This window comes from Kineococcus mangrovi (assembly GCF_041320705.1).
Taxonomy (GTDB): Bacteria; Actinomycetota; Actinomycetes; order Actinomycetales; family Kineococcaceae; genus Kineococcus; species Kineococcus mangrovi.
Map to the genome: position 1 here is coordinate 59,920 of NZ_JBGGTQ010000001.1, position 11,566 is coordinate 71,485.

An 11,566-nucleotide genomic window follows, 5' to 3' on the forward strand; every position below is an offset into this window, starting at 1 on the left:
CTGGGAAGGGGACCCGTGGACCTGTTCGCGTACCTCGCACTGCTGCGACGGTCCTGGCTGGCGCTGCTGCTGTGCTTCGCCCTCGGCGGCGCCGCCGGGTACGGCGCGAGCTGGCGCACCGAGCCCCAGTACCGGGCGACGGCGAGCGTCTTCCTGTCCCCCGGGCAGGGCCAGTCGATCGGTGAGCTCGCGCAGGGGTCCTCCTACACGCGCAGCCTCGTGCAGTCCTACGTGCGCCTGGCCACGACGCCGACCGTCCTGGCGCCCGTCATCGACCAGCTCGGCCTGCAGACCACGCCCGGGGACCTCGCCGACCGCGTCAGCGCCCAGTCCCAGCAGGACACCGTGCTCATCGACGTCACGGCCGTGGCCGGCAGCGGCGCGAGCGCGGCCGCCATCGCCAACGCCGTCGGCGACCAGCTCGCCGACGCCACGGAGTCGTTGTCCCCGCGCGACACCACGGCCATCGAGGTGACGACGGTGAGCCCGGCGACGGCCCCGACCGCCCCGTTCTCCCCGGACCGGCGCCTCGACGCCGGGATCGGCGCCGTCCTGGGGCTGCTGCTCGTCGTCGCCGTCGTCGTGGCGCGCGAGGTGCTCGACACCCGGGTCCGCGACGCCGACGACGTGCTCGACGTCAGCGACGTGCCCGTGCTGGCGGCCGTGCCCGCGCGGGACGCGGTCCGCCGGGGCGGACGCCCGGGCCGGGGGCCGGGGCGCGCCGCGGCCCGCGGGGACCGGACGCAGGCCGTGCGGCGGCTGCGCGCCAACCTGCGCTTCCTCGCCGCCGACGGGTCGGCGCAGCAGGTCGTCCTGGCCTCGGCGGCCGGGGACGGGGCCCCGGACCTGGCCCTGGAACTGGCCAGGGCCCTGGCCGACCACGAGACGCGGGTCCTGCTGCTGGAGGCGGACCTGCGCACCCCGGCGCTGGCCCGCACCCTCGGGCTGGGGCCGGGGCCCGGACTGGCCGACGTCCTGATCGACGGGCTGCCCGTCGCGGCCGCGCTGCGGCGCAGCGAGCTGGACGGCCCTGCCATCCTGCCGGCCGGGACCCTGCGCGGGGAGCTGGCCGGCGTGATGGCCGAGACCACCGACGAGCTCGTCGGGTCGGCCGCGCTGCAGCGCGTCCTGGCCGACCTGCGGACGCGGTTCGACGTCGTCCTCGTCACCGCGCCGCCCGTCCTGGCGGCCACCGACGCCGCGGTGCTCGCCGCCCGCGCCGACGGGGTCGTCCTGCTCGCCGAGAGCCCGGCCACCCGCCGCCGCCAGCTCGCCGAGGCGCTGCGCGACCTGGAGATGGTGCGGGCCACCGTCCTCGGCGTGGTGCTGGACCACTCCCGGCGGCGCGGGAGCCGGGCGGGCCGCGGCCGCCGGACGGCCGACCTCGCGACCGCGACCGTGCGCCTGGACCCGCCCGGTGCCCAGGACGCCCCCGCCGAGCGGCCCCGGGTCCGGTCCGGCCGCCGGTGAGCCGGGGGCGGGCCGCGGGCGCGCGCGAGCACCTGCTGCGCCAGGTGCGCGCCGAGCTCGACGGCGGGGCGAGCACCCGGCAGGCCTGCCGGCACGTCGGCGCCCTCGCCGGGGTCCACCCCACGACGCTGCTCACCTGGTGGCGGGCCTCGGACCGCACGGGCGAGCCGCCGCGCACCGGCCCGAGCGAGCGCGAGCTGCTGGCCCTGCGCCTGGTCGCCCTCGCCGGCCTGGCCGTGCTGGGCGCCGACGTCGCGCTCGGCGACGTCCTGCCGACCGCGGGGGTCGTCGCGGCCGGGCTGGCGCCCGTGTGGGCGGGATCGCTCGCCCGCTTCCCCGGCGCCCGGGCCGTCCTGCTGCTGGCACCGGTGGCGATCGCCTCCGGCCTGCTCCTGACCGCGCTGCCCGGCGCGCACGACGTCGAGCTGCGGTACACCGTCGCCACCTGCACGCGCACCCTCTCCCTCGTCCTCGGTGTCGGTTTCGTGCTGTGGTGCCGAGGTCTCCTGCGGGTCGAGACCGTCGCCCTGGCCTACGGGGCGGGAGCGCTGCTGGCGGCCGCACCGCACGTGCCCGGCTCGCCGAACGCCTGGAAGTACCAGCTGGCGCTGCCGGTGACGCTCGTCGTCCTGGGCCTGGCCCAGCGGGTCCCCGGCCCGGCGGGGTCCGCCGTCGTGCTGGTCGCGCTGGCCGGGCTGGGGGCGGTGAGCGTGGTCCGCGACTACCGCAGCCTCCTCGGCTTCACGGCCCTGACCGCCGTCGTCGTCGGCTGGCAGCTCGTGCGAGCGGGCCGCCGCGTCCGGCGGCGACCGGGCCGGGCTCCCCTGGCCCCCTGGCTGGCCACGGGCGTGCTGCTCGCCCTGGCCGGGGTCGTGCTCTACCGGGCCGCCGAGCAGCTGCTGCTGTCCGGCCTCCTGGGCCGGGAGCTGCAGCTGCGCTCCCAGGCCCAGGTCCAGGCCGCCGGGTCCCTGCTGGCCGGGGGCCGCCCGGAGTGGGCGGGCACCTGGCGGTTGGTGCAGGACACGCCCGCCGGGTTCGGGCCCGGGGCCGTGCCGCGCCCGCACGACGTCACCGTCGCCCGGGAGGGGCTGGCCACGGTCGGGATCGGCCCCGACAACGGCTACGTCGACCACTACATGTTCGGCGGGCAGTTCCGGCTGCACTCCACGGTGGCCGACGCCTGGTCGAACTTCGGCTGGGCCGGCGTCGCCCTCACGCTGCTCGTGGGCGGGCTGATCGTCCACGCGCTCCTGACGCGGGTGGCCGCGGGCACCGCCTCGGCGCTCGTGGTGCTGCTGGGGCTGCGGGCGCTGTGGGACCTGGCCGTCGGCCCGATGTACTCCGACCTGCCGGAGGTCCTCCTCGCCCTCGCCCTGGTGCTGCGGGCGCGTCCGGACCTCAGGCGGTGGGCACGGCCCCGGCCGCCGACGCGGGTCGACCTGCGGCGGCGGGTCCCCGCCGCCGTCGCGGGCTGAGCGCGAGCGCCCAGCCGGCCAGCGTCCCGCGCACCGCGGCACGCACCGGTGCGCGGTCGGTGAGCAGGCGGCGCCACCCGTCGCGGCGCAGCACCTCCGCGGCGTAGCGCGGCGCCCCCAGGCCCTGCCGGAGCGCGACCCGCGCGCCCAGGTTGCGGCGGGCGAACAGCAACCGGTTGCGGCAGTGGAACTCCACGTACACCGGCGACTTGTGCGCACCCGCCTGGGTGCCACCCACCGCGTGCACCGCGAGCAGGTCGCGGCGCACCGCGACCTCGCCCCCGGCGCGCTGGACGCGCAGGCTGAGGTCCACGTCCTCCCAGTACAGGAAGTACTCCGGGCAGAACCCGCCGACCGCCTCCCACAGGTCCCGGTGCACCGCCAGGCACGCCCCGGTGAGCCAGGGCACCAGGCCGGGCCCGGTGAGGCGGCCCGTGCGCCGGGTGCGCCCGGTCCGCAGCGAGACCTCCGCGCCGTCGAACCACACCCGGCCGTCCTCGCGGACGACGCGCGGGGCCACGAGCCGCGCGGGGTGCGCGCGCACCTCGGCGTGCAGGGCCGCCGCGACGGCCGGGTCCAGCCGCAGGTCCGGGTTGACGACGAGCAGGGCGTCGCACCCGGCGGCGAGGGCGCGCGCGGCACCGGCGTTCACCCCGGCGCCGAACCCGTCGTTGCCCGGCATCAGGACGACCTCCAGCCCGCGGCGCCGGCACAGCGCGACGACCGCCTCGCGGTGGGCCGCGGTGGAGAGGTTGTCCACGACCACGACGTGCCCCAGCGGGCGCAGGTCGTGGTGCAGCAGGTGCCGCTCGAGCACGACGGGGTCGCCGTAGTTGACGACCACGACCCCCAGCCCGGTCACCGGGTACCCCCCGCGGCGGCGGTCCGCAGCCCCTCGACCAGACCGGCCCGGTACCGCTGCGGGGCGAAGCGTTCCGCCGCCACCGGGGCGTGCCGGGCCGCGCACGCCTGCAGGTCGGGCAGGGCGGCCGCCACCTCGGACACCGCGCGCGCCAGCGCCGCCGCGTCCCCCGGCGGCACCAGCCGGGCGCTGGGCACGCCGGCCACGGCCTCCGGCAGACCGCCGACGTCGCTGACCAGGACGGGCCGCCCCGCCAGCACCCCCTCCACGGCGGTGTTGCCGAACGGTTCGGGCAGCACCGACGGCACGAGCAGGACGTCGGCGCGGGCGAGGTGGGCGAAGACGTCGGGGTCGAAGCCGTGGACGCTGACCCGCCCCTGGAAGACCTCCCGGCCCAACCGGTCGGCCAGTTCCCGGCCGAAGTCGGCGTGCTCGCCGAAGACGTCGCCGACGAGGTCCAGGTGGGCGTCCAGGCCGTCGGCCAGCACCTGCGCGAACGCGTCGAGGGCGACGAGGACGCCCTTGCGGCGCGAGAGCCGGCCCACGTACAGCAGCCGCAGCCTCCCGCCGGCGGGCCCGGCCGCCACCGGCGCGGAAGGGCCCTGGACGCCGTTGGGCAGCACGCTGGACCGCGAGGCCAGCACCGGCCACGACCGCGCCAGCACCGCGCGGGAGAACTCGCTGTTGACGAGCAGGTGGCTCGCGGCCAGCAGCGGCGCCGCCAGCGCCCGCTGGAGGGGCACCGCGGCCCGGGACTCGGCCTCGTGGACGTGGCAGACGACGGGGACCCCCTGCGCGCGGGCCAGCAGGACCCACGTCGGCAGCGTCAGCGTGCTCACGTAGACCACGTCCGGACGCAGCCGGCGCAGCAGCGCCCCGTCGCGGGCGGCGGCCACCGCGCACCGCCCGGCCAGCCCCAGCAGCCCCCGCGCCGTCAGCGCGGACTTGCGCAGCACCGGGACCGGCCGCACGAGGACGCGGGCGCCCGCCGAGCGCGCGAGGTCGACGAGGGGACCGTCCTCGGGGACCACGAGCAGGGCCCGGTCCCCGGCCGCGACGAGCGCACGGACGGACTCCAGGAGCATCCGGTCGGAGCCGTACAGCCCCGCACCGGGGTGGACGAGCAGGACGCGCAGGGGGGTCCTGCTCACCCCTGCCCGCCGTCGGTGACGACCAGGTCGTCGTAGGAGGCGCGGACCGAGGTGGTCTCGGCCCCGCTGGACAGGTAGGTGGACAGCGCCGGCGACCCCGGCACCTGCAGGGCGGCCGTCGCGTCCGTCGCGCTGACCTGCCAGCCGGCCGGTTCGGCCGTCCCGGCGGGCCACGCCTTGGCCTTCAGGACGGTGGGGTTCGTCCCGCTCACCTGCGTGCGCAGGCGCAGCCTGGTCCCCGCGGAGGCGGTGAGGCCCGCCAGCGTGACCGACGCCAGGTCCGTCTGCGTGCCGGCGACCTTGCGGGTCAGCGTCAGCGACACGGGTCGACCGGCCACCTGCCGGATCGACGCCCGGTAGTCGTCGCTGGCGCCGAGACGTCGCCCGTGGGCGGTGGAGACGACCCCGCCGGCCGCGGGCAGCCGGTCGGCCCAGGTCGTCACCGTCACGTCGGCCCCGGTCCCCACGACCCCACCGAGCTTCGCCGTGGTCAGCCGGTTGCGCGGCGACGTCATCTGCCCCGCGCCGGAGGCGACCCGGAAGTTCGAGGTCCCGCCGACCACGCTCCAGGCCCCGCCCGGGCTCGCGCTGCCCCAGCCCCCGGTGACGCTGCGGGAGAAGGAGTCCGCGGCGAGGGACACGGGGTCGGCGCGCCCGCCGACGGTGATCGAGGCCGGCACCGAGTTCGTCGAGTTCCCGTCGGCGTCGTCGGCGTAGACGCGGTAGGTGTGCGTGGACCCCGGCTCCAGCCCGGTGTCGGTGAACTCCGCCGTCGGCCGGTCCCACCACGTCGAGGCGGCCGTGACGACCCCCACGGGGGTGGCGAGGTCACCGTCGCGCACCACGCGGTAGCGCAGGTCGCGCGTCTCGGGGTCCCAGGTCGTGCGCCAGCTCACGCGGACCGCGCCGCTCGCGGTCGACGTCAGCGCCGGGGCGAAGTCGGCCTGGTACGTCGGCCCCTCCCGGTTCGGGGCGATGGTCCGCACGGCCATCCGCACGATCCCCTGCTGGGCCACGTTGTTGACCTTCGGGAACTCCCCGCCGAGGGAGACGTAGCTGCCGTTGCCGGTCACCGACCAGGCGGCCTGCACCTGGCCGGTGAACGTCCCGACGTCCAGCGTGGGCCACCAGTTCAGCAACCCGGGGGCCGGTTTCCCGGCGAAGGTCCCCTTGGAGTTGGTGCCGCGGGCGTCCGCGGTGGTCGCCAGGGCCCGCTGGTAGCCGTAGGGGTCGGTCTGGGGCCAGCCGCCGATGGGCGAGCAGTCGTGGGGGTGCCCGACGGTGTAGACGACCCCGCCGATGGGCTGGACGGAGTACGTGTCCCCGCTGCACCCGGCGACCCAGCGGATCGCGCCGGTGCTCCCGTCGGCCGCGAAGCTCCCCTCGAAGTTCCCCTCCCCGGAGGACTTGTACTGGTAGCCCGTGCCGTAGACGGTGGCCCCGTCGGTGGCGAGGGAGTAGATCGCGGCGTCCGCCCCGGCGTTGCGGACCACGCTCGACGCCGCCCACGGCCGGGTCGCGCCCGTCACCGGGTCCAGGGCTCCCGTGCCGTAGTGGTTCTCCCCGTTGAGCGTCGTGAACCGGCCCGCGGCCACGACGGACCCGCTGGTGGGCACGACGAGGCCGAACACCTCGTTGTCGGCGGCCGGCGCCCAGGGCAGCAGGGCGCCCGTGGCGGCGGAGAACGCGGCCAGGCGGCTGCGGGCCGTCTTGTTCGCGACCGAGAACTGCCCGCCGACGTAGACGGTGCCGCCCGTGGCGACCACGGCGCGGGCGCGGTAGTCGACCTGCGGGTTGAACCCGGGGACCAGCGCGCCGGTCCGGGCGTCGAGCGCGGCGATGCGGTACCTGTTCTGGCCGTTGGCCTTCGTGAAGTTCCCCACGACGTACACGCGGGACCCGTCGGGTGAGGAGGTGATGCCCAGCCCGTCGGCGTTCAGCGAGGCGTCGAACGTCGTGAGGAGCTTCCCCGTCACGAGGTCGTAGGCCAGGATGTTGGCGCGCGGGACCTCCCCGGTGCCCGCCGGGGCGCCGGCGGGACGGGCGCTGGTGAACCTGCCCGTGACGTAGACGGTGTTCCCCACCGTCGTCTGCGCCCACACGACCCCGTCGATCTGCACGGTCGGCAGCACGTCGGCGGTGACCGTGGGCGGCGTCGAACGGTCCCCGGTGGCCGCGGACGCGCGCTCGCGGCCGGTCGCGGGTCCGCCGGCGAACGCCAGCGCGACCACGAGCGCGGCCAGCGCGGCGAGCAGGACGCGGCGGGGCGCCCGGGCGCCGAGGCTGTTCATCTGTTCTCCCCTGCTGCCGCCTCGCCGGCGACGTTCGTGACGGTCGGGATCAGACGTCGACGGTGACGGTGTCGGTCGAGCTCACCGAGGTGATCTCGAGCGTCGTGGAACGGGCGGTGCCCTGCGGGATCGAGTAGACGAAGGTGGCCTGCGCCGAGGCCCCGGTCTCCAGGACACCCGTGGGAGCGGAGTACGGGGGACCCTCCATCGCCGTCGCGGGCGACCCGTCCGGCCGGGTCGCGGTCACCCGCACGCCGTCGAGGTCGACCGGGTCGGGCGAGAGGTTCGTGAACGTGAGCTGGACGACCATGCCCGGGCCGCTGACCTCCCCGGGGTAGACGGCGGTGACCTGCGCCTCGCTCACCGACGTCACCGTCACCGTCAGGCCCTCGCTGAAGCGGGCAGGGGTCCGCACCGGCACCGGGGGCAGCGTGCGGGTGCCGACGACGTCGGCGGTCGCGGCCTCCTCGGGGCCCGGTGGCGCGTCCGTGGGTGCCGCCGGCCCCGCGGACGTCGTCGGCGGGATCTCCGGCGGGCTGCTCGGCGGGCCGCTCGGTGGGGTCGTCACCGGGTCGCTCGAGGCGCCGGTGGCCGGGCCGGCGGTGGTCGTCGGGGCACCGGCCGTGCTCGTCGACGTGCTGCCGGGCGCCGAGCACGCGACCAGGGGCGCCAGGCACAGGACCGCGCCCGTCAGCCCGGCCGCGAACCGGCGTGCGGGACGGTGGGGGGATCGGGTGGGGTTCACCGGCTGCTCCGACGCGCTCGGGGTTCGAGGTGGGGCTCGTGGTCGTGGGTCTCCAGCGCGCTCAGGTCCAGGCGCCCGAGGTCGGGCTGACCGGCGTGCGGGTGCTCGTGCCCCGGCGCGGCCGCGCCGAGGTCGACGACGGAGGCGTCCTGGCCGCCCCGGACGGGCAGCGCCCGCCCGGCCAGCCGCAGGCACAGGTCCTCGTAGCCGTCGGCGACGTCGTCCCAGTCGTAGTTGGCGGCGCGGAAGCGGCTGGCCCGGCCCCGGTCGCGGACCCCGGCCTCGTCGTCCTCGGCGGCCTCGACCGCGGCGGTGACGTCGGCCGCGGTCCGCCAGTAGGTGCCCGCCGCGCCGAGGACCTCGCGGTTGAAGTCCACGTCGAAGGCGTCCACGGCGGTCCCCGCGCCGATCGCCCGCAGCAGCGAGGGGTTCGTCCCGCCGACGCTGTGGCCGTGCAGGTACGTGCAGGCCCCCGCGTAGAGCTGGTCGAGCAGGTCCTGGTCCCAGACCCCGCCGACGAGGCGCACGCGCTGGTCGGCGAGGGCGCGGACCCGGGCGGTGTAGGCGTCGGAGTAGGGGGCGGACCCCACGACCACGAGCGGTTTGCGCGCCCGGGACGCCACGTAGCCCTCGACGACGACGTCGACGTGGTTCTCCGGTTCGAAGCGGGCGACGACGAGGTGGTAGCCGCCCGGGACCAGGCCCATCGTGGCGAGCCGGCGCCGGTCCCCGCCGCCCTCGACGACGGGCGCGCCGTAGCGGATGAGCGTCGTGCCGGCGTCGAACCGGGCCCGGTAGTGGTCCGCGATGCCCTGGGCGTCGGCGATGAGGGCGTCGGAGTGCCGGACGGCGAACGCCTCGGCCCAGCGGTAGTAGCGCCGGCCGGCGGGCCCCCACTTGGCGCGCTTCCACTCCAGGCCGTCGACGTGGGTGGCGACGGGCACACCGGCCGCCCGCAGGACCGGGAGGAAGGGCGCGTTGGCGCAGTTGAAGACGACGGCGGCGTCGACGGCGGGCGCCGCGCCGCGGTCGCCGCGGGGCAGTCGGCCGCGCACCTGCGCGGCGCTCAGGTGGCAGGTGGCGAGCGCCGAGCGGCTGAGGGTCTCCAGGGAGCGGCGCCGCACGGCGGGCAGCGGAACGAGCTCCATGCCGCGGTGCTCGTGGACGGGCCCGGCGCCGTCCTCGGGACGGGCGCCGTAGACGAGGACGCGGTGACCGCGGTCGACGAGCCGGGAGCCGACCTCCTCGACGCAGGTCTCGAAGCCCCCGTAGCGGGCGGGGACCCCTCGGGTCCCCAGCAGAGCGATGCGCAGTCCGTCGGTCGACGGCCCACGGGCGTGGCTGATCATCGAGTTGTTCCCCCCATCCGCGACCACCCCTGTACGCGGAGTGATGACCATAGCCCGGACGGGCGGGTAGCGGGAGGGCCCCCCGAAGTTCCGGCGTGTCGCGGTGCGTCGCCGGCCGGGAACGCACGACGCCCCGGGACCTGACGGTCCCGGGGCGTCGACGGTGTCCCCTCGTGCGCGGCGCGCGGTGCCCGGCCTCAGCCGGCCGAGTGCGTGAGCGTCTCCCAGTTCATGAAGATCCCCGAACCCGTCGGGCTGACCTTGCTCAGGAACTTCTTCGTCTCGGGCAGCGACAGCCCGCCGCGGACGGCGTAGTTGTTGTACCCCAGGGCGTACGTCAGCTTGTAGCCCGTCCCGCCGAGGTTCAGCGGCTTGGGGCAGACCCAGCCGGAGGCCGACGGGTCGTTGACGAAGCGCAGGTTGTACTCCATGGCCGCGACGAGACGGGTGCGCTGCTCGCCGTAGAGGTCCACCCCCTGGAGGCGGGCGGTCTCGGCGGCGTCGAGGGCGGACGCCAGGCCCATCGCGGTGTGGGACGCGTCACGGCACGTCTCGGCGGCGAGGCCGGAGACGTACTGCTTCGGGTTGGACCAGTACTCGAGGTAGTTGCTGTCCTTCATGATCGTGTTGGCCGGGAAGTTCGGCTTGGCGCCGTCGGAGGCCAGGTAGAACGAGCCCTTGACGTGGTTGCGCCAGTCACCGACGCCGTTGTCCCAGGTGGCGCGGTCGTTCGTGAAGACGCCGATGTTCATGGTGGCCTCGGCCATCGTCAGCTGCCAGTTCGCCGAGGTCCAGGTCCAGCCGTCGATGACGCGCGGCAGGAAGGCCGTCTTGAGCATCGTCTCGAAGCGGGCGACGTCCGAGGCGCTCCAGCCGGCACCGCTGTAGCGGATGAGCTCGGCGGCCTTGGTGAACGTCTGCCCGGCCCAGCCGGCCTGCAGCAGACCGTTCTTGTAGACCTTGGTGTCGAACTTGTGGTCCTTCAGCGTGGCGGAGTAGGCGTTGAGGATCTGCTTGGCCTTCTCGGCGTACCGCTGGTCACCGGTGTAGTACCACAGGAGCGCCTGGGTGTAGGCGGCCTGCGCGTCGTCGGTCTCCGCGGTGCAGCCCTCGTCGACGGTGTTGTACGAGCCGCAGCCGACGTAGGCGACCGGACGCGGGGTCCAGCCCAGGTTGGCGAAGCGGCTGCTCTTCATCTTGTCGAAGGCGGGCTTCTGCGGCGCCTGGCCGGCCAGGACGGCCGCGCGGGACGCCTCGAGGTTGGTCGTGCCGTTGAGGACGCCCGGGTGGACGAAGCCGTTCGTCACGACGCTCTGCAGGGTCGGCAGACCCGGCGCGGCCGGCGAGCCGGGCTGCGGGGTGCTCGGCGGGGTGGAGGGCTTGGGCGGGGTGGACGGCTTGGGCGGGTTCGTCGTCGCGGTCGGCGTCGGCGTCGGCGCCGCCGGGCGCGGTTTGGACGTCGTCGCGGGCACCGGGGCGGGAGCCGCGGGGACCGTCGTCGTGGTCGTCGCCACGGCCTGGAAGCTGTTGAGGGACACGGTCGTCGGGGTGCCGCTGCTCGAGAGGTACCCGTTGACGCCCACCGCGCCGGCCTTCTTCACGGCCGAACCGCTGGAGTCCTTCGCCACGACCTGCCAGTCCGGGGTGGGCTGGCCGGCGCCCCAGACGCGGGCCTGGACGGTGACCGGCGAGGTGCCGGAGACCTTGGTCTCGACGGTGAGCCACGCGTCCGAACCGGCCTTGACCTTCAGGGCCGTCTTCTTCAGCTGGGTGGAGCGGCCGTCGACGACGCGGTCGGCGCTCAGCGTGAGGGCACCGCCGGCGCCGACCGTCAGGGTCGTGCCGTAGCGGTCGCCGTCGGACTGCCGGCGCAGCTCGGTCGTCTCGTAGAGGCCGATCTTGGCCGAACCCACCTTCGGCAGCTTGACGCCGTGCGTGACGGTGACGTCGGTCGCGGCCACGGCGGGCAGCAGCGCGGCGAAGCTGCCGCCCGTGGGGACCGAGGGGAAGGTGAGCTGGTCGCCACCGGTGGAGACCGTGCGGCCCCGGGGCGACTGGATCGCCCAGCGGCCACCGATCTCGGCGTTGCCGACGGCGCGGCTCGCACCGGCGAAGGAGTCCTTGGCGACGACCTTCGTGCTGGTCCGGGTGGTGGAACCGGTTGCGGCGTCGGCGGTGCCGCCGGCGGTCACGAGGAAGGTGCAGGTGGCGGCCACGACGCCG

General features: G+C 76.2%; 8 protein-coding genes. 2 read left to right on the forward strand and 6 right to left on the reverse strand.

Annotation, left to right across the window (positions count from 1 at the left end; translation table 11 throughout):
• Positions 1 to 15 precede the first annotated feature (15 nt).
• Positions 16 to 1,470 (forward strand): tyrosine-protein kinase domain-containing protein, encoded by a 1,455-nt coding sequence (locus AB2L28_RS00290; protein WP_370716728.1) that lies wholly within the window; start codon positions 16 to 18, stop codon positions 1,468 to 1,470.
• Complete coding sequence (locus AB2L28_RS00295; protein ID WP_370716729.1) at positions 1,467 to 2,945, forward strand: hypothetical protein; 1,479 nt, start codon at positions 1,467 to 1,469, stop codon at positions 2,943 to 2,945. Before AB2L28_RS00290 ends, AB2L28_RS00295 begins: the two co-directional genes overlap by 4 nt.
• Here AB2L28_RS00295 and AB2L28_RS00300 read toward each other — a convergent pair.
• From AB2L28_RS00300 to AB2L28_RS00325, 6 genes are all read right to left on the reverse strand, one after another.
• A complete protein-coding gene (locus tag AB2L28_RS00300) occupies positions 2,869 to 3,807 on the reverse strand; it encodes a glycosyltransferase (RefSeq protein ID WP_370716730.1) in 939 nt (312 codons plus the stop codon). The two genes, AB2L28_RS00295 and AB2L28_RS00300, sit on opposite strands and share 77 nt — an antisense overlap.
• The gene (locus tag AB2L28_RS00305; protein WP_370716731.1) at positions 3,804 to 4,958 is read right to left on the reverse strand and encodes a glycosyltransferase; all 1,155 of its coding nucleotides are present in this window, start codon (positions 4,956 to 4,958) and stop codon (positions 3,804 to 3,806) included. The genes AB2L28_RS00300 and AB2L28_RS00305 overlap by 4 nt, the downstream gene beginning before the upstream one ends.
• Positions 4,955 to 7,249 carry a hypothetical protein gene (locus AB2L28_RS00310; protein WP_370716732.1) on the reverse strand — a complete coding sequence of 765 codons (2,295 nt, stop codon included), beginning with the start codon at positions 7,247 to 7,249 and terminating at the stop codon, positions 4,955 to 4,957. The genes AB2L28_RS00305 and AB2L28_RS00310 overlap by 4 nt, the downstream gene beginning before the upstream one ends.
• Before the next feature lie 49 nt (positions 7,250 to 7,298).
• Complete coding sequence (locus AB2L28_RS00315; protein WP_370716733.1) at positions 7,299 to 7,994, reverse strand: hypothetical protein; 696 nt, start codon at positions 7,992 to 7,994, stop codon at positions 7,299 to 7,301.
• Positions 7,991 to 9,343, reverse strand: a complete 1,353-nt coding sequence (locus AB2L28_RS00320) for a DUF1972 domain-containing protein (protein ID WP_370716734.1) — start codon at positions 9,341 to 9,343, stop codon at positions 7,991 to 7,993. The genes AB2L28_RS00315 and AB2L28_RS00320 overlap by 4 nt, the downstream gene beginning before the upstream one ends.
• Positions 9,344 to 9,540: 197 nt before the next feature.
• Positions 9,541 to 11,559 carry an alginate lyase family protein gene (locus AB2L28_RS00325; RefSeq protein WP_370716735.1) on the reverse strand — a complete coding sequence of 673 codons (2,019 nt, stop codon included), beginning with the start codon at positions 11,557 to 11,559 and terminating at the stop codon, positions 9,541 to 9,543.
• Positions 11,560 to 11,566: the final 7 nt, after the last annotated feature.

Excerpts from the sequence above, each read along its gene's own strand:
- AB2L28_RS00310 (WP_370716732.1), bottom strand. The coding sequence starts at position 7,249 with ATGAACAGCCTCGGCGCCCGGGCGCCCCGCCGCGTCCTGCTCGCCGCG.
- AB2L28_RS00320 (WP_370716734.1), bottom strand. The coding sequence starts at position 9,343 with ATGATCAGCCACGCCCGTGGGCCGTCGACCGACGGACTGCGCATCGCT.